This is a genomic window from Noviherbaspirillum sp. (assembly GCF_036846085.1).
Classification (GTDB): Bacteria; Pseudomonadota; Gammaproteobacteria; order Burkholderiales; family Burkholderiaceae_D; genus Noviherbaspirillum.
The window spans coordinates 14,336-36,751 of sequence record NZ_DAIUCO010000018.1; the positions used below are offsets into that span (position 1 = coordinate 14,336).

At 61.6% G+C, this 22,416-nt stretch carries 22 protein-coding genes; 16 read left to right on the plus strand and 6 right to left on the minus strand.

All coding sequences use genetic code 11. From position 1 onward, the window contains the following. Nucleotides 1–102 precede the first annotated feature (102 nt). Both V7080_RS03725 and thiD read left to right on the plus strand, forming a co-directional pair. Nucleotides 103–621: a hypothetical protein gene (locus V7080_RS03725; protein WP_334187057.1), complete on the plus strand. Its 519-nt coding sequence runs from the start codon at nucleotides 103–105 to the stop codon at nucleotides 619–621. A 22-nt stretch (nucleotides 622–643) separates the two neighbouring features. After that, the gene (gene thiD, locus V7080_RS03730; RefSeq protein WP_334187058.1) at nucleotides 644–1,504 is read left to right on the plus strand and encodes a bifunctional hydroxymethylpyrimidine kinase/phosphomethylpyrimidine kinase; all 861 of its coding nucleotides are present in this window, start codon (nucleotides 644–646) and stop codon (nucleotides 1,502–1,504) included. 13 nt (nucleotides 1,505–1,517) lie between these two features. Here thiD and V7080_RS03735 read toward each other — a convergent pair whose 3' ends face one another. Next, the gene (locus V7080_RS03735) at nucleotides 1,518–2,150 is read right to left on the minus strand and encodes a trimeric intracellular cation channel family protein (protein WP_334187059.1); all 633 of its coding nucleotides are present in this window, start codon (nucleotides 2,148–2,150) and stop codon (nucleotides 1,518–1,520) included. A gap of 616 nt (nucleotides 2,151–2,766) precedes the next feature. On the opposite strand from V7080_RS03735, the gene V7080_RS03740 reads away from it, so the two are divergent. The 3 genes from V7080_RS03740 to V7080_RS03750 all read left to right on the plus strand — a co-directional run bounded on the left by V7080_RS03740 (nucleotide 2,767) and on the right by V7080_RS03750 (nucleotide 6,324). Then, nucleotides 2,767–3,096 (plus strand): hypothetical protein, encoded by a 330-nt coding sequence (locus tag V7080_RS03740; protein WP_334187060.1) that lies wholly within the window; start codon nucleotides 2,767–2,769, stop codon nucleotides 3,094–3,096. Nucleotides 3,097–3,107: 11 nt separating this feature from the next. Then, nucleotides 3,108–4,919: a putative bifunctional diguanylate cyclase/phosphodiesterase gene (locus tag V7080_RS03745; RefSeq protein ID WP_334187061.1), complete on the plus strand. Its 1,812-nt coding sequence runs from the start codon at nucleotides 3,108–3,110 to the stop codon at nucleotides 4,917–4,919. A 274-nt stretch (nucleotides 4,920–5,193) separates the two neighbouring features. Beyond that, on the plus strand, nucleotides 5,194–6,324 hold the full coding sequence (locus tag V7080_RS03750) for an ABC transporter substrate-binding protein (RefSeq protein WP_334187062.1): 1,131 nt from the start codon (nucleotides 5,194–5,196) through the stop codon (nucleotides 6,322–6,324). A gap of 100 nt (nucleotides 6,325–6,424) precedes the next feature. On the opposite strand, the gene V7080_RS03755 is transcribed toward V7080_RS03750, so the two are convergent. Next, entirely contained in the window at nucleotides 6,425–7,483 is a 1,059-nt protein-coding gene (locus V7080_RS03755; RefSeq protein WP_334187063.1) for an AI-2E family transporter, read from the minus strand. Between the two features lie 353 nt (nucleotides 7,484–7,836). On the opposite strand from V7080_RS03755, the gene V7080_RS03760 reads away from it, so the two are divergent. From V7080_RS03760 to V7080_RS03770, 3 genes are all read left to right on the plus strand, one after another. Continuing rightward, entirely contained in the window at nucleotides 7,837–9,285 is a 1,449-nt protein-coding gene (locus tag V7080_RS03760) for a catalase (RefSeq protein ID WP_334187064.1), read from the plus strand. Nucleotides 9,286–9,583: 298 nt separating this feature from the next. After that, nucleotides 9,584–11,209, plus strand: coding sequence for a catalase (locus V7080_RS03765; RefSeq protein ID WP_334187065.1), 1,626 nt, complete (start codon nucleotides 9,584–9,586; stop codon nucleotides 11,207–11,209). A gap of 71 nt (nucleotides 11,210–11,280) precedes the next feature. After that, nucleotides 11,281–11,835 (plus strand): ankyrin repeat domain-containing protein, encoded by a 555-nt coding sequence (locus V7080_RS03770; RefSeq protein ID WP_334187066.1) that lies wholly within the window; start codon nucleotides 11,281–11,283, stop codon nucleotides 11,833–11,835. A gap of 30 nt (nucleotides 11,836–11,865) precedes the next feature. Here the strand turns inward: V7080_RS03770 and V7080_RS03775 are convergent, their stop codons facing one another. After that, nucleotides 11,866–12,558, minus strand: a complete 693-nt coding sequence (locus tag V7080_RS03775; protein WP_334187067.1) for an RraA family protein — start codon at nucleotides 12,556–12,558, stop codon at nucleotides 11,866–11,868. 44 nt (nucleotides 12,559–12,602) lie between these two features. Continuing rightward, complete coding sequence (locus V7080_RS03780) at nucleotides 12,603–13,571, minus strand: Bug family tripartite tricarboxylate transporter substrate binding protein (RefSeq protein WP_334187068.1); 969 nt, start codon at nucleotides 13,569–13,571, stop codon at nucleotides 12,603–12,605. A gap of 119 nt (nucleotides 13,572–13,690) precedes the next feature. Here V7080_RS03780 and V7080_RS03785 point away from each other — a divergent pair, with 119 nt between their 5' ends. After that, nucleotides 13,691–14,368, plus strand: a complete 678-nt coding sequence (locus tag V7080_RS03785; RefSeq protein ID WP_334187069.1) for a GntR family transcriptional regulator — start codon at nucleotides 13,691–13,693, stop codon at nucleotides 14,366–14,368. Nucleotides 14,369–14,439: 71 nt separating this feature from the next. On the opposite strand, the gene pcl is transcribed toward V7080_RS03785, so the two are convergent. Further along, a complete protein-coding gene (gene pcl, locus V7080_RS03790; RefSeq protein WP_334187070.1) occupies nucleotides 14,440–15,690 on the minus strand; it encodes a 4-coumarate--CoA ligase in 1,251 nt (416 codons plus the stop codon). A 3-nt stretch (nucleotides 15,691–15,693) separates the two neighbouring features. Further along, on the minus strand, nucleotides 15,694–16,080 hold the full coding sequence (gene pyp / locus V7080_RS03795; RefSeq protein WP_334187071.1) for a photoactive yellow protein: 387 nt from the start codon (nucleotides 16,078–16,080) through the stop codon (nucleotides 15,694–15,696). Between the two features lie 313 nt (nucleotides 16,081–16,393). Between pyp and V7080_RS03800 the strand changes: the two genes are divergently transcribed. From V7080_RS03800 to soxA, 7 genes are all read left to right on the plus strand, one after another. Beyond that, nucleotides 16,394–17,356 carry a TAXI family TRAP transporter solute-binding subunit gene (locus V7080_RS03800; protein WP_334187072.1) on the plus strand — a complete coding sequence of 321 codons (963 nt, stop codon included), beginning with the start codon at nucleotides 16,394–16,396 and terminating at the stop codon, nucleotides 17,354–17,356. Between the two features lie 87 nt (nucleotides 17,357–17,443). Then, nucleotides 17,444–17,947 (plus strand): (2Fe-2S)-binding protein, encoded by a 504-nt coding sequence (locus V7080_RS03805; protein WP_334187073.1) that lies wholly within the window; start codon nucleotides 17,444–17,446, stop codon nucleotides 17,945–17,947. Continuing rightward, complete coding sequence (locus V7080_RS03810; RefSeq protein ID WP_334187074.1) at nucleotides 17,944–20,145, plus strand: xanthine dehydrogenase family protein molybdopterin-binding subunit; 2,202 nt, start codon at nucleotides 17,944–17,946, stop codon at nucleotides 20,143–20,145. Before V7080_RS03805 ends, V7080_RS03810 begins: the two co-directional genes overlap by 4 nt. Nucleotides 20,146–20,200: 55 nt before the next feature. Then, complete coding sequence (gene soxX, locus V7080_RS03815; protein WP_334187075.1) at nucleotides 20,201–20,665, plus strand: sulfur oxidation c-type cytochrome SoxX; 465 nt, start codon at nucleotides 20,201–20,203, stop codon at nucleotides 20,663–20,665. Further along, nucleotides 20,665–21,147, plus strand: coding sequence for a SoxY-related AACIE arm protein (locus V7080_RS03820; protein ID WP_334187076.1), 483 nt, complete (start codon nucleotides 20,665–20,667; stop codon nucleotides 21,145–21,147). The genes soxX and V7080_RS03820 overlap by 1 nt, the downstream gene beginning before the upstream one ends. A gap of 1 nt (nucleotide 21,148) precedes the next feature. Further along, nucleotides 21,149–21,472: a thiosulfate oxidation carrier complex protein SoxZ gene (gene soxZ / locus V7080_RS03825; RefSeq protein ID WP_334187077.1), complete on the plus strand. Its 324-nt coding sequence runs from the start codon at nucleotides 21,149–21,151 to the stop codon at nucleotides 21,470–21,472. 11 nt (nucleotides 21,473–21,483) lie between these two features. Further along, complete coding sequence (soxA, locus tag V7080_RS03830) at nucleotides 21,484–22,248, plus strand: sulfur oxidation c-type cytochrome SoxA (protein ID WP_334187078.1); 765 nt, start codon at nucleotides 21,484–21,486, stop codon at nucleotides 22,246–22,248. Nucleotides 22,249–22,416 lie beyond the last annotated feature (168 nt).

The following is a 22,416-nucleotide window of genomic DNA, read 5'->3' on the forward strand; positions in this document are numbered from 1 at the left end:
GTAGCGGCTCCCCGGCAAAATGCGGTTCCCTCCGGAAAGCTGTGGCTGCAATGGAATTCGTCTATGATGGCAACCCGAATTCCTGCAAAAAGCGATGACACGATGAATCAAGATTCCGCATCCCCAGACGACCTGCCGGCCGATGAAACAGCTGCCGAAGACGGCGTCATCCATGAAGCGCGCCTTTGGCGAGACGACGGCTGGACCGCCCGGGTCATCAAGAATGAAGACGATGACGGCTGGGCAGTGGAAATGATCAAGGATGGTGAAGCGGAGCCGGCACTGGTCGGCCCCTGGACCATGGGCCGCGACAAGAAAAATCCAAAGCCGCTCGACACCTCCGCGTTCCATACGCTGGTGAAGACGGCATCGGAAGTACTGCGCCGGCATGAGCAGCAGCTGCATGCGATGCTGCACAAGAGCGTCGATGTCGACACCGGCTCCGCAAGGATCACGGTCATGCTCGACATCGTGCCGGACGAGGACGATCCGTATGCGCTGCTGAGCGCACGCGACGAATCCGGCGAACAGCTTGCCCAGGTGACCGTCGCGCCGAACTTCAAGCTCAACCCGGGCAGCGCGGCGAAATGGATTGAAAACGAATTCCGCAAGCCCGACTAAGTAAGCAACCGCAGGGAACACAATGAACCCGACGAGCATGAACAATTCCGGCCTGCCGTTTCGTTATCCGCGCGTGCTCAGCATCGCCGGCTCCGACAGCGGCGGCGGTGCCGGCATCCAGGCCGATCTGAAAACCTGTTCCGCACTGGGCTGCTATGGCATGACCGCCATCACGGCGATCACTGCGCAGAACACCCGCGGTGTCACCGGCATCCACGCGGTGCCGCCGACCATGCTGGAACAACAGATCGATGCGGTGATGGATGACATCGGGGTCGATGCCGTCAAGCTCGGCATGCTGCACGATCCGGAAGTGGTGCATGTGGTGGCGCGCGCCATCCGTCGCTACCGGTGGCGGAACGTCGTGCTGGACCCGGTGATGGTAGCCACCAGCGGCGACTGCCTGATCGCGGAGGAAACCGTTGCGGTACTGGTCAGGGAACTGTTTCCACTGGCGACGGTGGTGACGCCCAACCTCGATGAAGCTTCACTGCTGCTGAACCGACCGGTGCGCGAAGAGGCGCAACTGGCGGATGCCGCCAATGACTTGCTGCGGCTCGGAACGCGCGCGGTCTTGCTGAAAGGCGGACATCTCGCCGGCGAGCGGCTTGTCGACCTGCTGCTGCAGGTCGACGCGCAACCTCTGCGCCTGGAAGGCGCGCGCATCGAAAGCCGCAACACCCATGGCACCGGCTGCACGTTGTCGACCGCGATTGCCTGCCGTCTCGCCCTCGGCGATTCGCTGGCGGAGGCGGTGACGCTCGCGCATGGCTATATCCGTGAATCGATCGCGCAGGGCGCCGATGTGCGTACCGGCGGCGGCCATGGGCCGTTGAATCACTTCCATGCGCCGCAAATCCTGCGCAAGTTGCGCACGGCGTGATGGTCGAACGCTCCTATCCCGGCAGCTTGAGGTCGAAGCGTACCGACAGGTAACGCAACGCACAGGTCACGAATACGCTTGACCCGACCGCGACCGCCTGCGATACCGGCAGCCAGTCAAGCACGAGAAAGGTCCAGCAGCCGGCGAACGAGCAGGTCGCATACAGGTGCCCGCGCCGGAACACCAGCGGTATTTCGTTGCAGATGACATCGCGCAGCACGCCGCCGAAGATGCCGGTGATCACCCCCATCATCACGCATACGAACACCGGCATCCCGGCGTCCACGGCCAGCGAGGTGCCGGCAACGCTGAATACTCCCAGCCCCACCGTGTCGGCGATGATGATGATCTTTTCCGACAGCCCCGAACGGAGATGCGGCAGGATCGGGGTCGCCACCAGCGCAACGATAAAAACCATCAGGGTGTATTCGTGATGCTCTACCCAGAACAACGGCCTGCGGTCGAGCAGCAGGTCGCGCAGAGTCCCGCCGCCGAAGGCTGTGATGAAAGCGACGGTAAATACACCGACGATATCCATGTCCTTGCGCCGGGCCTCGATGAATCCGGAGCAGGCAAACGACAGGATGCCGAGCGCTTCGACAATGTGAAGCAGGGTAGTGATATTGATGCGGATGCCGATATTCAATTGCTTGCCTTTCAGCGGATATGGAAATGCGAATGTGCGTTATTCATTATTTAATATCAGCCTTTGCCATGTTCGGAACTCGTTTCATAAATAACCCCATGCAACATTTTGTCACCCCTGTGTAGGGCAAAGCAGGGGTTTCGTGGAGCGAAGGCCCATGCTGCGTGACAGTCCGCGCCTGCAAGCACAGATGCGCGCTTAAAAAGGGGATTCAGGTTGACGGCGACGAGTGTAGCCAATTCTGCGTTTGTCATGCCGCTTTCGCCTTCAGCGTACCGACTGGGACCACCGGGTCCGCATGGGGAAAAGAAGAGCAGTCATCTCCCAATAGTAGCAATGAAAAAGTGACTGCAAGTAGAGTTTGCCGCTCAAGAGTTAGCTGCTATCATCGATCGCAACTGCTGCCCGCGCGGCGTCGACTCCGTAGCGAGACCGGGCAATGTCTACGATATCGAGGCCTGCTTAATCTGCCATGGTTGCTCGAACCAAGAAGCGGTATCGCATCCCTTCTACTGCGGTAGGCGGCGCTCTTCACGTCCGCCGAATGCGGCAGGCTTCGTCCCGAAGTCTGGCGCCATGTGAAGCCGGCGGGTTGCCAAGGCAGCGATTTCCCGGCTTGTTGCCTGCAATCGGCAAAAGCGAGGTTCCGGCTTCTTCCCTATTCCGTGCCGCAATGGCAGCTACCGGAATAGACCTGCCCGCAATGAATTTCAATGGATTTTCGGCTGAATCCCCGGACGCTTTCCTTCGCCGGAATCAGCTTGATCTGTTCACCAGACTGAACCCTGCAATCCATTCAACCGACGGCCTCATTGCCCTGCATCCCGCCTGTATCGTTCAAGGCGGCGATCGTCAGGCCTGCAGGGTGATGGATGCCGCATCCATGCGTATCCGCCTGCAGCGGGCGATAGACGCCGCTGTTGTGGTTCGAAATGACATGCCATAAGGACGAACATCATGGACAACGTATCGATCAGAATCCTGTTGATTGACGATAATCCCGGCGATGCAATCCTGATCGAACGTATGCTGGCGCAGGTAAGAACGCCGCCAATGGAAGTCAGCTGGGCAAGCAACCTGAGTTCTGGCATCGAGCTGTTGAATGCGGGCAGCGCCGACCTGGTTTTGCTGGATCTGGGCCTGCCGGAAAGCATCGGCTTGGATACCGTCAGAAATTTGTACAGAAAGGTATCGACGATACCTGCGGTCGTGGTGATGAGCGAACTCGCGGACGAGGACATCGCCGTGCAGGCAGTGCAGTGCGGCGCGCAAGACTATCTGATCAAAGGCGAGGTGAACAGCGCCTTGCTGATCCGGTCCATCCGGTATGCACTGGAGCGCAGCCAGGCGAAAATTGCCCTGCAACAGGCCAACGACGAGCTGGAGCATCGGGTTCGGGAACGCACGACGCAGCTGGCGAAAGTCATCGAGGAACTCCATGAGGGCATCGCCAATCGGGAGCTTGCGGAACGCCGCATCCGCTACATGGCGCATTACGATGAGCTGACCGGCCTGCCGAATCGGGTGCTGCTGCGCGACCGGATCATGCAGGCCATCGGCCAGGCTCGCTGCTGCAACACGCGCATCGCCATCGTGTTCATCGATCTGGATAATTTCAAGCACGTCAACGATTCGCTCGGGCACCAGGTCGGCGACCGCCTGCTGCAGGCTGTCGCCGGGCGGGTGCGTCAATGCCTGCGCAATGGCGATATCGGCGCGCGTCTTGGCGGCGACGAATTCGTGTTGATTCTTCCCCTCGTCGGCGAGGAAGACGATCCCGGTGCGATCGCGCAAGGGGTGCTGGACGCGCTGGCGCAGCCGTTCTCCATCGATGGCCACATGCTGCATATGGGCGCCAGCATCGGCATCAGCACCTATCCGAACGACGGCAATGATGTGGATACGCTGATGCGCGCCGCCGATACCGCGATGTATCACGCCAAGGGAAGAGGGCGCGGCAATTTCCAGTTTTTCACGCCGGCGCTCGACCGGGCCGCCCATGAGCGCCTGGACATCGAGAACCGGCTACGCAATGCGCTCGCGAACCATGAGTTCGTGCTCCATTATCAACCCCAGGTCGATATCAAAAGCGGCGCCATCTTCAGCGCGGAAGCATTGCTGCGCTGGCGTCAGCCCGGCAAGGAGCCGGTCTCCTGCGAAGCATTCATCGCGAGCGCCGAGGACACCGGATTGATCCTGCCGCTCGGAGACTGGGTATTGCGGCAGGCATGCAATCAGCTGAAGCTATGGCGCGCCGAGGGTCATGCCGATCTACGGATCGCAGTCAACCTGTCGCCGCTCCAGATAGGCCGGCCCGGCTTTCCGGCGACGGTTGCCCGGATTCTTCATGAGACGGGATTGCCCGCCAATGCGCTGGATCTTGAAATCACCGAAGGTGTGATGATGCAGCGTAACGAGTTCACGCTTGCGACCCTGATCAGCCTCAGCACGATGGGCGTACAGCTTTCGGTTGATGATTTCGGCACCGGGTATTCCAGCTTGTCCTATCTGCAGCGTTTTCCTGTGCATGCGCTCAAAGTCGACCGCTCGTTCGTACGCGGCATCGGTCACGATATGAACAACACGACGCTGGTTACGGCAATCATCGCGATGGCAAAAAGCCTGCGGTTGAAGGTGCTCGCCGAAGGGGTCGAAACCGACGAGCAGGCGAGCTTTCTCCTGGCGCACGGCTGTCCGGCGGCACAGGGGTACTTTTACGGTGCCGCGGTATCGCCGGCAAATTTCTCCAGGCTCATGATGCGGTCCTGAACCTCGTACTCCTGCCGTGCCGGCGCCATACCCCGTTCATGCCGGTTATTGCGCTCGCGGAACGCGGAAGAATCCTCGCTTCGACGACGTCCCCATCCGTGGTGTCCAGACACGCGGTTACGCCGCGGCGCGTGCGCTCCTCGTCCCCATGATCCGTCTGTTTCCATAGCCTGCGACCACCGGCCCAGGGCAGGCATCTGCGCGCCGGCAATTCATTAAGCAGTCATAAAGCTTTCGTATGATTGCGCCAGTTTAATTTCATATAGGCAACATCATGGCATTCGGATTCCATCGCGCGGCACGACGCCTCCTTCTCTCGGCCGCACTTTTCGCTCCCCTCCTGTCCAGCGCTTCGGCCGATCCCATCGTGATCGGCCAGGCCATCGACCTTTCCAGTTCGAATGCCGATATCGGCCGTGACTATGTGGCAGGAATAAAAACCTACTTCGACGCCCTCAATGCGGCAGGCGGCATCGGTGGCCGCCAGGTGCGGTACATTGCCCGTGACGACCAGGGCAAGCCGGAGGTGGCGGCAAAGGAAGTGAGCGAACTGATCGAACGCGACCGTATCGATTACCTGATCGGCGGCGTCGGCGAATCGTCGATGCAGGCGATCATCAATGCGCCCGCCTTCGGACGCAGCAACCTTACCCTGTTCGCGCCGCTTGCCGCCGCCAATGGACAGCCATCGCCGCGCGTCCTGTTCTGGCGCCCGAGCTATCAGCAGGAAATACGCTACCTGCTGTCGCATTTCGACCGCCTCGGTGCCAGGACCATGGGCATCGCCTACCAGGAATCGCTGACGAACAGGGAGGCGTACAACGGCCTGCTGGCCGTCGTCCGCGAACGCGGTATTGCCGTCACAGGCACTGCCCGATTGGCCGGCGACGGGCGTCCCAGCGAAGCGGAAATCAGAAGACTGGCCGGCTCAAGACCCGGTTTCGTCATCGTCATTGCCGACACGATCGCCACCGGGCTGTTTTTGAAGGAATTCCGCAGGCACGAAAGCCAGACCTTCGTCGCCAGCACCTCGCTCATCAATCTCGCCACGCTGCGCGAAGTGGCAGGTCAGAAGGCAATCGAATGGACGGTGTTCTCGCAAGTGGTGCCGAATCCCGCCGGAACGGGCTCCATGATCCAGTCCGAGCATCTGAAGATGATGCGCAAGTTCCGCGACGAGTCCGTATCCTCGCTGACGCTGGAGGGGTTCGCGGTCGCGAAGGGATTGGCCAAGGCGATCGAACTGGCAAGGCCGGGCAGCCGCAATGCGCTGCAGGAATTGATGGCGAGGAAAGGGGAGGTCGATCTCGGCGGACTGTACCTCGTCTCGTCCGCTTCGACCGGCCATCTGTCGCCGTACCTCGATATCGCCTTGTTCCGCAAGGCGACGGGACTGCTGTTCTAAAGGATCTGCCACATGGAAAAACCGTGATCCCGTTGCGGGCACCGGTCTTTCCACTTCCCGATGACGGGACCGGAATGGCCCCGTCATGCCATGAACCCGGTCAGCTTTTCGGCATCTCGTCTTCCGACGAGAACAAATCCCATGCGGCGATGAACAGGGCCGCGATGACCGGCCCGATGACGAAGCCGTTGAGGCCGAACATCGCGATGCCGCCGAGTGTCGAGATCAGCACCACATAATCGGGCATCTGCGTGTCCTTTCCGACCAGGATGGGGCGCAGGATGTTGTCGACGAGGCCGATGACGAAGACGCCGAAAAGAATGAGCGCCACGCCTTGCCAGATCGCGCCGGTCACCAAGAAGTAGATCGCGACCGGCGCCCAGATGATGGCCGCGCCGATCGCCGGCAGCAGCGACAGGAAAGCCATCAGCGTGCCCCACAGCAGCGCGCCCTGGATGCCGAGGAACCAGAACATCAGGCCGCCCAGCACACCCTGCGTGCCGGCGACGACGATGTTGCCTTTGACGGTGGCGCGGATGACGGTGGTGAATTTGCCGAACAGATTGCGCTTCTGTTCGACGCTCAGCGGGATCGCATGCTTGATCCGTACCGCCAGGACGGAGCCGTCGCGCAGCAGGAAAAACAGCAGGTAGAGCATCAGGCCGAAGCCGATCAGGAAGTCGAAGGTGTTCTGGCCGATGTAGACAGCCTGCTTGGCGACCAGCTGGCTGCCCTGCATGGCGCCGCTCGTCAGCCTTTCCTGCAGGGTGGCAATGCTGGTGATGCCGAAACGGTCGAGCAGGGTGACGATCCAGTCAGGAAGCGCATCGATCACCTGCTGGAAATAAAGACCGAAATTCAGTTCCCCCGACCGTATCCGTTCATACAACGCAGCGCCTTGCCGCAGGAGCGATGCGGTGATGACCGACAGCGGAAAGATCACGATGACCAGTGACAGCAGCAGCGTGATCACGGCAGCCAGATTGCGCCGGTGATTCAGGTTGGCGACGAGGCGGCGGTAGAGCGGGGCAAACAGGATTGCCAGCGCCGTACCCCAGAATATCGCGCCGTAATAGGGCAGGAGTATCCAGATAAATGCGATTGTTACGACGGCCAGCAGAAGCAGGAAGACCTTGTGTTGGAGTTCGGGAGAATTCATTGTTGATCCGGTTAAGCGATCTTGTTGCCTGGGTGGAAATAAGGAATGTGCATGAAGCGGGCGCGCAATGCCCTGAAACGATAAAAAACGAACAACACTATAACCTTAACCGCGCATGGGAGCGGTGCTTTGACGAATGCATAGGGATATAGCGGCTCGCTATTTAATAAATAAAATCAATCAATTTGGTGAAATTGATAGTTTTCAATATGCTTGCCGCTAACCAACCCATCCATGCGAGACGACCCCATGCACACCGCCGCACATACCGCCGATTCCATGGATGCAAGCTGGCTTGCCCTATTGGCAGCCATCGCGTTGGCTTACTGATCTTTCACCTTCACGAGGCATGCATGAACGAGACAACCACATTGACGACGGCTTCCGGCATACCGGTCGACGATAACCAGAACAGTTTGACCGCCGGTCCGCGTGGTCCGGTACTGCTGCAGGATTTTCACCTGATCGAAAAGCTGCAGCATTTCAACCGCGAGCGGATTCCGGAGCGTGTGGTACATGCTAAAGGCTCGGGCGCCTACGGCACCTTCATCGTGACACACGACATCAGCCATTTCACCAAGGCGAAGCTCTTTGCGCAGATCGGCAAGCAGACGGAAACCTTCGTGCGTTTCTCGACCGTCGGCGGCGAGCGCGGGTCAGCCGATACCGAGCGCGATCCGCGTGGCTTCGCGGTGCGTTTCTATACCGAGGAAGGCAACTGGGATCTGGCCGGCAACAACACGCCGATGTTTTTCATCAAGGACCCGATCAAGTTCCCGGATTTCGTGCATACGCAGAAGCGCTGCCCGATGACCAATCTGAAATCGGCGACGATGATGTGGGACTTCTGGAGCAATGCGCCGGAGTCGCTGCACCAGGTGACGATGCTGTTTTCCGATCGCGGCACGCCGGACGGCTACCGGCATATGGACGGCTTCGGCAGCCATACCTTCAGCCTCATCAACCATGCCGGCCAGCGCGTCTGGGTCAAGTGGCACCTGAAAACCCGCCAGGGGATCAAGAACCTGTCGGCCGCCGACGCGGTCCGCCTTGCCGGCGAGGACCCGGACTATGCGCAGCGCGACCTGTTCAATGCGATCGCCGGCGGCGATTTCCCGAAGTGGGATGTGTTCATCCAGGTGATGCGCGAAGACGAGGCAGCCGCCTGGGCGGCGAGGACAGGCTGGAATCCGTTCGACCTGACCAAGATCTGGCCGCACAAGGATTTCCCGCGCATTCCCGTCGGCACGCTGGAACTGAACCGCAACCCGGAGAACTATCACGCCGAGGTGGAGCAGGTCGCGTTCTCGCCCGCCAACATCGTTCCCGGCATGGGCTATTCGCCGGACAAGATGCTGCAGGGACGCTTATTCGCCTATCACGACGCACAGCTCTATCGCGTGGGTACCAATCACCAGCAGCTGCCGGTCAATCGTCCTCGCTGCCCGGTCAATCACCAGCAGCGCGACGGTGCGATGGCGATCAACAATTTCGGCTCGCAACCCAACTACGCGAATGTTCACGGCAAGGGTGTGCCGTCCCGCGGATTCGGACATGGCGATGCCGGCTGGCCGCTCGTCGGCGAAGCCGGACGTTACGATCCGCGCGGCGAGGACGACGACACGACCCAGGCCGGCAACCTGTTCCGCCTGATGAGCAGCGGCGAGCAGGACCGTCTTGCTACCAACATCGCCAATGCGATGCGCGGTGTTGCCGCCGAGATCCAGCAATGCCAGCTGGCGCATTTCGATAAGGCGGACCCGGCGTATGGCGCGGCGGTGAGGACCAAGCTGGCCGCCTGATCAATCCTCTCCAGGCCGACTTAACGTGACGAAGGCGCTGCGGCATATCTGCCGCAGCGCCTTCGTCGTTTTGCATGCCGGTATTTATCCCCTGTCCCGGGTGGACACACATCGATCGAAGGAACTGATCGATTGCGATTTTCTCTATATGCCTACGGTGTTGATCGCATTCTGCATTGCGCAGTAGAAAGCTATCGAACGCATCAAATGATCAAATTAGGAGGACCGGCGCGTCGCCGCGTATCTTGTCTGTCTCATCAGATCATTCTCACGCCACTTCCGACCAGAGAGGAAAGCCATGAATACCGATCGACTCGAGCGCCCGACGCTCACCACCCGCCAGGGGCATCCCGTCAGCGACAACCAGGCATTGCGCTCCGTCGGCGAGCGCGGCCCGGCAACGCTGGAAAACTATCAGTTCATTGAAAAGATCACCCACTTCGACCGCGAACGCATTCCCGAGCGCGTCGTCCATGCGCGCGGCACCGGCGCCCATGGTTACTTCGAACCCTACGGCAAAATCGGCAACGAGCCCGTTTCGAAATACACGCGCGCAAGGGTGCTCAATGAAGTAGGCGTGCGCACGCCGATCTTCCTTCGCTTCTCTACCGTGATCGGTTCGAAGGATTCGCCGGAGACGGCGCGCGATCCCCGCGGCTTCGCGATCAAGTTCAAGACCGTCGAAGGCAACTGGGACCTCGTCGGCAATAACCTGAAGGTGTTTTTCATCCGAGATGCGATCAAGTTTCCGGACATGATCCACGCCTTCAAGCCCGACCCGGCGACGAACCGGCAGGAGCCCTGGCGCTTCTATGACTTCGTCTCGCAGTCGCCGGAGGCGCTGCACATGGTTACCTGGGTCAAGAGCCCATGGGGTATTCCCGCCAACTATCGGGAGATGGAAGGCTCGGGCGTAAACACCTACAAGTTCGTCAACGACCAGGGCGTTGCCCATCTCGTCAAATTCCACTTCCAGCCGAAGCAGGGTGTGCGCAATCTCACCAGTGCGCAGGCCGCCGAGATCCAGGCGCAGGAAGTCGGTCATGCGACAAAGGATTTGTACGAGGCGATCGAGCGCGGCGATTTCCCGGAATGGGAGTTCTGCGTGCAATTGATGACCGACGACGAGCATCCCGAACTGGACTTCGATCCGCTCGATGACACCAAGCGCTGGCCGGAAGACAAGTTCCCGCTGCTGCCGCTCGGCCGCATCGTGCTCGACCGCAATCCCGACAATGTCTTTGCCGAGACGGAGCAGTCGGCGTTCGGTACCGGTGTGCTGGTCGACGGCATCGATTTTTCCGACGACAAGATGCTGCAGGGGCGCACGTTGTCCTACTCGGATACCCAGCGTTACCGCGTCGGTCCCAATTACCTGCAACTGCCGATCAACGCGCCGCAGGAAAAAGCCCGCGCGCACACCAACCAGCAGGGCGGCGCCATGGCCTACTACGTCGACCCCAACGGCGGCAACCGTCACATCAACTATGAGCCCAGCCTCATGGGCGGACTGCAGGAAGCGCCCAAGCCGGAAAAGGATTATCACCAGTGGGTGGAGGGCCATCTCGGGCGCTACCAGACCACCCGCACCGCCGACGACTACAAGCAGGCGGGCGAGCGTTACCGGACCTTCGAGGAATGGGAGCGCGAGGACCTGGTCAACAATATCGGCAACGACCTGAAGCAATGCCCGGAGCCGATCCAGCTGCGCATGGTCTGGCATCTGTGGCACTGCGATCCGGACTACGGCACCCGCGTGGCAAAGATCGCCGGCATCGATCTGTCGCGGGCGAAGGACCTGCCGCCGCTGCCGGGCAAACCGGCGCCGCACCAGGCACGCCAGGCGACGACGTACACCAGCGGGCAGAAAGAGGAATCCGCAGGCGTGGAGACGCGTTCGGAAGAAACGAGCGGCGCCAAGTAGCAACAGGCACTGCAACGCTACCGGAGATGCGCGAGCGGCGGATGGCCGTGCATCTCCCTCGAGGAGTGAACATGCAGGAACCTGCCAACGAAACACCATCGAACGAAACACAACCGGCGGCCGCCAGGATACCGGACGAAGAAACGATTGCATTTGCGCAGAAGGTATTTCATCTCGTCCGGAGCGGCGATGCCGTCATACTGGCCGCGCTGCTGGAACAGGGGCTGCCGCCGAATCTATGCAACCACAAGGGCGACAGCCTGCTGATGCTGGCCAGCTACCATGGACATGTCGATGCCGCGCGGATCCTGCTGGAGTACGGGGCCGACACCGAAATCCGCAACGACCATGGACAGACACCGATCGCCGGCGCTGCCTATAAAGGCGATGTGGCGATGGTGAGACTGCTGCTGGAGCACGGCGCCGATGTGGAAGGCGCCGCCCCGGACGGCAAGACCGCGCTGATGCTGGCGGCGATGTTCAACCGCGTCGATGTGGTTGACGTGCTGGTCGCGGAAGGCGCGAACATCGAGGCGCGCGATGCGAAGGGCATGTCGGCGCTGGATGCGGCGCGGGCGATGGGCGCGGCGGATACGCCGGCGCGGCTGGTGAGGGTGGTGCATTAACCACTTCCAGCCGCAAGCCGGCTCACCGGATTATTTCGTTTCCGCCACCTTTGTGTAGTCCGGACTTTGAAGATGGTGGTAGTGATGCCGGCTGCGTGCTTCATCCATGCGCGCCCCGCCACGGATGGCTTCCCGGATCGCATTCTCTTCCGCGGTAATCTGCTCGGCGTCGGACAGGATCTTTTCCTGCATCGATTGCGGAATGACGACAACGCCGTCGGCATCACCGCGCAGCAGGTCGCCGGGGTGAACGGTGACGCCGCCGATCTGAACCGGCACTTGCAAGCCGGCCAGCTGGATGCGGCCTTTACCGGTTCGCATCCAGTTTCCCTTGCTGAAAATCGGATAGTTCAGTTCGCTGCACAAGGCCACGTCGCGGTTGATGCCGTCGATGACCGTTCCCGCCATCTTGCGGCGATGCGCCATCTCGGTAAGGATGTTGCCCCAGGTGCCGACATCGTCCCGGCCGCGATTGTCGATCACGATCACGCTTCCCGGGGCCACATCGTCAATGAAGTCCCCGACGTGGCCATCGTCGCCGTGGCCGGCCGGCCGGTATAGCACCGTGTACGCATGTCCGGCCATGCGGAATTTCCGGTCGCACGGGGCGATCTTGTAGCATTGGCCGACAATGCCGGAACGGTCCAGGGCATCACTGATGGCTGCGCAGTCCAGCCGCAGTGCGCGCGCGACGAAGGACGCGGAGGAATCGGAAATAGTCATATCGAATAAAGCCTATGGATGAAGGGGAAAATGGTCGATGACGATCAGTCGGCGCGGATATTGGCGGTCTTGATCACTTTGGACCAGTACTCGATGTCCTTGCGCACCACGGAGTCCAGTTCCTTGGGCGGCATGTAGCGGATTTCGACGCCGGCCGTTTCGGCCGACTTCCGGACCTGTGGCGATTCGAGCGCGATCTTCAACGCGTCGGTCAGCTTCGCGACCGCAGCAGGAGGCGTATTGGCCGGCGCGAACAGTGCGACCCATGCCTCGAGTTCAAAGCCGGGAAATCCCGCTTCGGCGGCTGTCGGCACATCCGGCATCTGGGCCAGCCGGTTTTTCGCGGCTACCGCCAGCGGACGAACCTTGCCGTTTTGCACGAAACCCAATATGGACGGCGGTGTGGCAACCGTCATCTGCACATTGCCTGCCGCGACGTCGAGCATCGCGGGACCGGCGCCGCGATAAGGGACATGGGAGATATCCAGGCGGTTTTGCTGCTTGAAAAGCTCGACGCCGACGTGCGGCACCGAGCCATTGCCGGATGTCGCGTAGTTCAGCTTGCCGGGATTGGCTTTTGCGTAATCCACGAATTCACGCAGGGTCTTCGCGGGAACCGACGGATGCACTGCCAGCACGTGGGGGGCGACGGCCAGCATGCCGACCGGGACGAAATCGCGGATCGGATCCCAGGCGAGATTGGTATACATGGAGGGATTTCCGACGTGGAACATCGAATAGCCGACCAGCACGGTGTAGCCGTCAGGCGCGGCCCGCGAAACCGCGGTCGCCGCAATGTTGCCGCCGGCGCCGGACTTGTTCTCGATCATCACCTGCTGACCAAGGGTCTGGGACATCGACGGTGCCACCATCCGGGCAACCGTATCCAGGATGCCGGCGGGCGGAACGGGGACGACCAGCGTCACGGGCTTGGAAGGAAATGCCGGCTGTGCTAGGGCAGGGGCGGCATAAGCCGCCATGCAGAGCGCGAGCGCGCAGAATTTATGTAGCATGTGCAGTGTCTCCTTATGTAATGTATGACGATCGACCAAGCCGTAAAATATCATTGCGTTCATATGATATATCAAATAAAGAATCTGATATGCAGAAAACCCCATCCGAGAATTTATTGATGCTAGACACGACGGGCAGCCAGCTGGACCGCATTCGTGCGGCCCTGCAACATGACATCGAGACCGGGCTGCTGCGGCCGGGAACGCCGGTCGATGAAAAGGAACTCGCCGACCGCTTCGGCGTATCGCGCACCCCGGTGAGGGAAGCCTTGCTGACCCTGGCCGCGCATAACCTCGTGCGCATCGTGCCCCGCTCCGGGATATACGTGTATTCACCTGAGCCGGCTGAATTGGTGAGCATGCTGGAGGCGCTCGCGGAGCTAGAAGCCGTCGTGGTGCGAATGAGCACGCTGCGCATGGACCAACGTGAACGGGATGAACTGCAGCGACTGTGCACATTGACTCACGAGGCGGCGCTTCGGGGTGATCGCCATGCTTACGAAACATCCAACCAGGCGTTCCATGAAGCGCTGTACAACGGCGCCCGCAATGACATCATCGTCGAGCAGGTGCGTCAGCTCAGGTTGCGGCTTGCCGCTTTCCGCCGCAAGGTAAGGGACCAGCCCGGACGGCTCCAATCCGCGGCGGAGGAGCACAACCATATCGTCGAGAGCTTGCTGCGCAACGATACCGAGCGGGCGGCACAGGGAATGCGTGAACATATCCTTGCCAAGGGACGGGCTTTCGCGGACCTGCTGTTTGCTTCGCCTGGCGGGATGGCGCCGGGAAAAGTTTGAGCGGACGCGCATCTTTCTCCATGAAAGAATGTCGGGAATGCAGCTGATCGAAGGCAATGGCGCCTGCGGGCCTACTTGCAATCGGCCATACCCTGCGTATCCGGCGACAGCGCCCAGTCGGCATGTTTTCCAGCAGCGTTGGTCGGCAACCGGTAACCGAAAGTGAACGCTTTCGGGCGCTCCGGCGTCGCCAGATGCGTCAGCGCCCAAGCCTCAAGCCGGATGCGCAGTCCGGCAAGGTCGGCATCGGGATGGCGAGGGACGATGAATGCCTTGAGCCGGTTGCCTTCATCGGCGCGCATCAGCCGCACCGACGCGTCGAACACGTCCGGATGCTGCATCAAGGCATGCCGTACTTTGGCCGGGAAGACATTGATGCCGCCAACCTGCACCGCATCGTCGATACGGCCAGTCGGGAGAAAAGCGCGTGCATCCTTCCACGCCAGCGTATCCCGGCATGCAATCACTTCCCGCCGCCCATCGGCGTGACGGCGCTTCAGTGCGCCTGGCTGTCCGTCGATCCGCTCCCAATGGGAAAGGAGGCGGTATTGGTCCGTTGCCCGCACCCGCCAGCCCACGCCGGCGGTTTCCGAGCTGCCGTAGATTTGCACCAGGGTCTCCATGCCGGCATGGACAAGCGCGATGCTGACGTCATCCGGGCAGGGGGCGGTCGAGGTGACGCCCATGACACCGGCGGGCATGGAAGGCAACAGCCGTACGGCCGCGCGCCAGAATTCCGGATGCCCGATCACGAGGTCGCCGTCCCGCAGTTCGCGTGCCAGCGCGGCAGGCGAACTGCCTCGCAAATCGATGACAGGTACGCAGGACAACCCGAGCATACGGGGCAGCAGGATGGTGAAGATGAATCCGTAGATGTGGTGGCTGGGGACGGCGGACAGGATGCGCCGGCGCGCCGGAAACAGCGCCGCCAGCTCCCGCGCCTCCTGCAGGAGTATGGCTGCAGGATGTGTGCACCGCTTGGGCGTGCCGGTGCTGCCCGATGTCGTGAAGGTGAGCCGCTCCGAAAAGCGCTGCAGTCCCGCGTGCGCCACCGCGATCCAGTCTTCCATCGTCGGTCGGGCCAGCAAGTAGTCTTCGATGCCGGATTCCTGCAAATGCAGGGCTTCCGCAAGCGCACTGGCAATCGCCAGGAGTTCGAGCGAGTCGACGCCGAGATCCCGGACGATGTGCGTGTCATTTCGCCATGGCCGCTGCGGAAGCGACGCGCCGGTCGGCCGCAGCAGCGCAACCTCGGCGGCGACGAGGTCGCTGATGAATCGCCGCAGGACTTCCTCGTCATCCCACCATGCCATGTCGGCCATGATTCAGATTCGCTTGACGAAAATCCAGTAGGAGCCGCCGCTCAGGGCTTTTTTCATGTGCACCTTCACCTTGGTCGGTTTCATCTCGTGATCGAACAGGTACTCGAACATGGTATTGAGATTGTCCGCTTTCACGCCGGCGTCGAATACGCCCTTGAAGCGGGTGGTTGCCGTGCAGGGCGCCACGTCACGGAAAAAATTCTTGCCGATCACCGATGCCGGATCGCGTCCGGTGATTGCACCTTCCGCAGCGTTGTACTTTAGGACGGTGCCGTTCCTGTCGAGTTCAATCGCGCCGAAGGCAAGCTTGTCGATCTCTTTTCCCGACATTCGGTTCATGACGTTCTCGATATCGGTTTTGCCGAAACCGATCAGCTCAAGTTCTTTCATACTGGATCCTCAAGGATTGAATGTTTATGGATAGGCTCTGAATGAAATATTTCCCTGCGGTAACATCACCCATTCTGGCAGCTTGATTTCCTTGAGTCAAGTTTGTATTAGACAAAATGAGCTTTTTGTACCTCGGTTGTCCATAATTCCCAACCAGTCATTCACGATTAAAATGCTTATCTTCATTGAGGTTTATCGAGAAGAAGCTGTTTGAAACGTTATTTTCGATATCATCGGCAAAAATAGTGTATTTCTGATTTGGCCTATACAAAGGCGCTTTGCATGCGGTTCCTATCCATAGGGGGAGATGTTCATGATCTGTTTTTCGCGTTTCAAAATTCATGCAGCCTGGCTTCTTGCCGGCCTGATGCTCTGCATGCCAGCCGCAGCAAGCGACCCGATGCCAGTCGTGATGGGAACCGCCACGCCCGGAGGCGGCTTTCCTGTTTTCGGCGATGCGGTCCTGCGCACAGTTGCCAGGACCGATCCCACGCTGCAGATCGACGCGAGGAACACCAGGGGCAGCACCGAAAACATTCCCCTGCTCGAAGCCGGCAAGCTCGATATCGCGCTGGTGCAGGGTGAAGCCGCCTATGAGGCGCTGCAGGGCGTGGGGCGCCCGCCGTCAAATGTGAAAATCATCGCGGCCATGTACTCCACGCCCGGTATGTTCGTCGTGCGCGGCGACAGTCCCTATCGCAGCATCGACGACCTGCGCGGCAAGCCGGTGGCCTTCGGCGCCAAGGGCTCCGGCCTCGTGATCCTCGCCCGCTATGTGCTGAATGGCCTCGGACTGGACATGGACAAGGATTTCCAGGCGGTGTACCTGGAGCGTGCGGGCGACGGCCCGGCGATGGTGGCGGATGGTCGCGTGGCGGCGCTGTGGGGTGGCGGCAGCAGCTGGCCGGGATTCGTCGCCGTCACCGATGCACCATCGGGCGGGCGCTTCATCGCGCCGACCGAAGCGGAGATCGCAAAAATCCGTGAGCGCCATGGTTTCCTGAAGCAACTCACCCTGCCAGCCAACAGTTTCAGAGGCCAGACGGTGCCGCTGTCGTCGGTCGGCTCATGGAGCTTCATCATGGCGCGCCAGAACCTGCCGGACGAGACCGCATACCGACTGACGCGGGCACTGCATAAGGGCGAAGACATCATTGCCGGACTGCTGCCGCAGGCGAAGGAAACCAGGGCCGCGAATACTGCATCGGCGGCGCCGGAGGAACGCATGCTGCATCCCGGGACGCTCAAGTACCTGCGCGAAATCAAGTTGAAATAAGCACGGAAAAATCGGAAGCCGTAATATATCCGGGCGTCCAACGCACCACCCCGCCCGAACCATAACCACAATCTGGAGTTGAGAGACATGGCGAAACTGAACGTGAACGGAACATTGCGTGAATTTGAGGCGGAGGGTGATACGCCGCTGCTTTGGGTGCTGCGAGAGCAGCTCGGCCTGACGGGAACGAAGTACGGCTGCGGCGTAGCGATGTGCGGCGCCTGCACCGTGCATATCGACGGCGAACCGACCCGCAGCTGCGTGCGTCCGGTCTCGTCGGTCAATGCGGAGCAGAAGATCGTGACGATCGAGGGCCTGTCCAAGGACGGCTCGCATCCGGTGCAGAAGGCCTGGGTGGCGCTCGATGTGCCGCAATGCGGGTTTTGCCAGAGCGGGATGATCATGGCGGCCGCCGCGCTGCTCAAGCAGAAACCGAATCCCACCGACGCCGACATCAACGAATCCATCACCAATATCTGCCGCTGCGGCACCTACAACCGGGTGCGCGCCGCGATCAAGGTCGTTGCCAAGGGCGGGGATGCGCGCAGCGCCGGCCTGTCGATCAAGCATGTTGACGGGAGCACGACATGAGCCGCGCCGTCTCCGATACCGCCGTGGCGAGCCCGTCGCGGCGCCGCTTTCTCGGTACCTCGGCTGCCGCGTTCGGCGGACTGATGGTCGGCTTTCACGTACCGTTGACCGCCGCCGCGCAGAATGCGGCGGCCGGCGCGGTGCCGGAGGTTAATGCCTGGGTAGTGGTGAAGCCGGACGACACCGTGGTCATCCGCATTGCCCGCTCCGAGATGGGACAGGGGTCGCTGACCGGGCTGGCCCAGCTCGTCGCGGAAGAGCTGGACTGCGATTGGGCGAAAGTCACCACCGAATATCCGACGCCCGGACAGAACCTTGCGCGTAACCGTGCCTGGGGCAATTTTTCGACCGGCGGCAGCCGCGGCATACGCGAGTCGCATGACTACGTGCGCAAGGGCGGCGCGGCGGCCCGCATGATGCTCGTGCAGGCGGCCGCGGACGAATGGAAGGTGCCGGCCGCCGAATGCCGCGCCGCCAACAGTGTCATCACCCATGGCCCGTCGAACCGCACCACTACCTATGGCAAGGTTGCCGCTGCCGCTGCGAAGCTGACGCCCCCGACGGATGTGGTGTTGAAAGACCCGAAAGAGTGGAAGGTCGCCGGCAAGCGCCTGGCACGCCTCGATACGGTGGAAAAGACCACCGGTGCGCAGATCTACGGCATGGACCTCACAATGCCCGGGATGCTGAACGCGGCGATCAAGGATTGCCCGGTATTCGGCGGCAGGGTAAAAAGCTTCAAGGCCGCCGAAATCCAAGGCCGCCCCGGCGTAAAGAAAGTGGTGCAGGTCGGCGACAGCGCCGTCGCCGTGGTGGCGGATACATGGTGGCACGCCAAGACGGCGCTGGACGCACTGACGATCGAATGGGACAACGGGCCGAACGCCAAGGTATCGAGCGCCGGCATCGCCGAGACGCTGAAGGCGGGACTTGACGCGAACGACGCGGCGGTCGGCAACCAGAACGGCGACGTGCGCGCCGCGCTGAATTCCGCGGCGCGCAAGATCGAAGCGGTTTATTCCTACCCATACCAGAACCACGCGACGATGGAGACCATGAACGCCACGGCGAAATGGACACCGGAGCGCTGCGAAGTCTGGACGCCGACGCAGAACGGCGAAGCGGCATTGGCCGCCGCGGCCGAGGCGGCGGAACTGCCGCCGTCGAAATGCGAGGTGTACAAGATTCACCTCGGCGGCGGCTTTGGCCGGCGCGGCGCGGTACACGACTGGGTGCGGCAGGCGGTGGCGATCGCGAAGGAAATGCCCGGCACGCCCATCAAGCTGATCTGGTCGCGCGAAGAGGACATGCTGCATGGCCGCTACCATCCGGTCACGCAATGCAAGCTGACGGCCGGTCTCGATGCGCAGGGCAATATCACCGGACTCCATATGCGCATTTCCGGTCAGTCCATCCTCGCAGGGGTGTTCCCCCAGAACATCAAGGACGGCAAGGATCCGGTCGTGTTCCAGGGCCTGAATCCGCCCGGCCCGGAAGCATCGATCGGTTACAGTTTCCCGAACCTCCTGATCGACCACGCGATGCGCAATCCGCCGGTGCCGCCCGGCTTCTGGCGCGGCGTGAACCTGAACCAGAACACCATCTATCTCGAATGCTTTCTCGACGAGATCGCTCATGCGACGAAGCAGGATCCGCTGGCCCTGCGCCGCAAGCTGATGGCCAATCATCCGAAGCATCTCGCGGTACTGAACGCGGCCGCCGATCGCGCCGGCTGGGACAAGCCGCCGCCGAAGGGCGTGTTCCGCGGACTGGCGCAGACGATGGGCTTCGGCAGCTATGTGGCGGCGGTGGCGGAAGTATCGGTCAGCGACGAGGGTGGCCTGAAAATCCATCGCATCGTGGCGGCCACCGACCCGGGCCATGCATTGAACCCGCAGCAGATCGAAGCCCAGGTGGAAGGGTCGTTCGTGTACGGCCTGTCGGCGGCGCTGTATGGCGAATGCACGGTCAAGGACGGCCGCATGGAGCAGGACAACTTCACCAGCTACCAGGTGATGCGGATGGATGAAATGCCGCCGGTGGAAACCGTGCTCGTTCCTTCGGGCGGATTCTGGGGCGGGGTGGGCGAGCCGACCATCGCGGTGGCGGCGCCGGCGGTGCTCAATGCCATCTTCGCCGCCACCGGCAAGCGCATCCGCGACTTGCCGTTAAAAAACCATAGCCTGAAGAAAGCGTAGGGCATGAGCATGCGGAGGCGCGAATGCGTCTCCGCGATACCGCCGGACACAAGCCATGTGGTTATTCGTCACCGCGCTTTTACTCGCATCAAGCGGCACCGCATGGGCTGCCGGCGAGACGGCCTTGCCTTACCGCATCGTCGGCGATGCGATACCCGATTCCCTGACCGGCGCGCCCGGTGACGCGGCAAGGGGCCGTGCGATCGTTGCGAACCGGCAGGTCGGCCTGTGCCTGTTGTGCCATGCCGGGCCGCTGCCGGAAGAACGCTTCCAAGGCAATCTCGCACCCGACCTCGCCGGGACGGGCGCGCGCTGGAGCGAAGGGCAATTGCGCCTGCGCATCGTCGATGCCGGCCGCGTCAATCCGGCGACCATCATGCCGCCGTATTACCGTACCGATGGCTTGGTCCGGGTCAATCCCGCGGTGCAGGGAAAGCCCATACTGGATGCAAGGCAGATCGAAGATGTCGTTGCCTACCTGCGCACATTGCGCGAGCCGCCACAACAGAAAGCTGAGTGATGTCCGATCCACATGAATTTTCTTCCGGAACCGACCGCAAGCGCCGCAGGCTGCTGGCGGCAGGGGCCGGCCTCGGGGCCTGGCTGATCGTCCGGCCCGCAAGCGCGACGCCGGATGAGATGGCCGCCGCCATCAGGTCCTATACCGGCGGTGCGAAAGTGAATGCCGGCAAGGTGAAGCTCGACGTGGCGGCGCTGGTCGATAACGGCAACGCCGTACCGGTCACGGTTGCCGTCGACAGTCCCATGACCGCCGCCGACCATGTCGCCGCCATCGCGATCTTCAACGAGCGCAATCCGCAGACCGATGTCGCCCGCTTTACCCTCGGGCCGCGCGCCGGCAAGGCGAGCGTATCCACCCGCATGCGGCTGGCGACGTCGCAGAAGCTGACGGCGGTGGCGAAACTGAGCGACGGCAGTTACTGGTCCCACACCATCGACGTGGTGGTGACCCTGGCTGCCTGCATCGAAGGCGAGACCTGACATGGCACGCACACTCATCAAAGTACCGGCCACCGCGAAGCGTGGCGAGGTGATTGAAATCCGCACGCTCATCGCCCATCCGATGGAAACCGGCTACCGCCCCGGCGCCGACGGCCAGGTCGTGCCGCGCGACATCCTGCGGCGCTTCACCTGCCGTTACAACGGCGAGGTGGTGTTCAGCGCCGAATTGTTCCCGGCCATCGCTGCCAATCCCAGCATCAACTTCCATACCGTCGCCACCGACAGCGGCACGCTGGCGTTCACCTGGGAGGGCGACAAGGGATTCACGCAGACGGCGTCGGTGGCGATCACCGTCACCGGCTAGGCGCGATGCGGATGGCCGCGATGCTGATGGTCCTTGCCGCTTGCGGCCCGTCGGCACATGCGCAGCCGACGGGCGATAGCCGCCTGCCCGGTTCCGCGTTCATGGGCACATCGACGCAGAAGATGCAGCGCGACGACAGCCTCAATCCCGGCATGCTGTGGGTGCAGGAGGGTGAGGCGCTGTGGAGCCGTAGTGCGGGGAAGAGCGATCGTTCCTGCGCAAGCTGTCATGGCGATGCAAAGACATCGATGCGCGGCGTGGCGGCGCGCTATCCCGCCTTCGATGCGAAGAGCAAGCGCCTGCTGAATCTCGGCCAGCGCATCAACCAGTGCCGGCAGGAGCGCCAGCAGGCGCCGGCCTTCGCGGCGGAAAGCGAAGCCTTGCTCGGGCTGGAGAGTTATGTCGCCCTGCAGTCGCGCGGCATGCCGGTGACGCCACCGGGCGATGCGGCGCTGCAGGCGTTTTATGCGCGGGGCGAGCAGCGCTGGCGACAGCGCATGGGGCAGCTCAATCTCTCCTGCGCGCAATGCCATGATGACTATTGGGGCAAGCGACTTGGGGGCAGCATCATCCCGCAGGGCCATGCCAGCGGATATCCAATCTATCGTCTCGAATGGCAGGGGATGGGATCGTTGCAGCGGCGCTTGCGGAATTGCATGACAGGCGTGAGGGCGGAGCCGTTCGCGCTCGGGTCGCAGGAGCTGGTGGAACTGGAGTTGTACCTGGCGAAGAGGGCGAAGGGGATGGCGATGGAGGCGCCGGGGGTGAGGCCTTGAATTGGAACGCCACCCAAGGAGTTGCCGAAGGATAGTGAGACGGCGATCCGTGATCAGGCGGTGTTAATAGTCACATGACGGCTCCTTCCTCCTTTCAGGGGGAAGGTTGGGATGGGGTAGTGAGGTCGAGCTAACGCATTCGGTAGATCAACCTTCACACCCCCACCC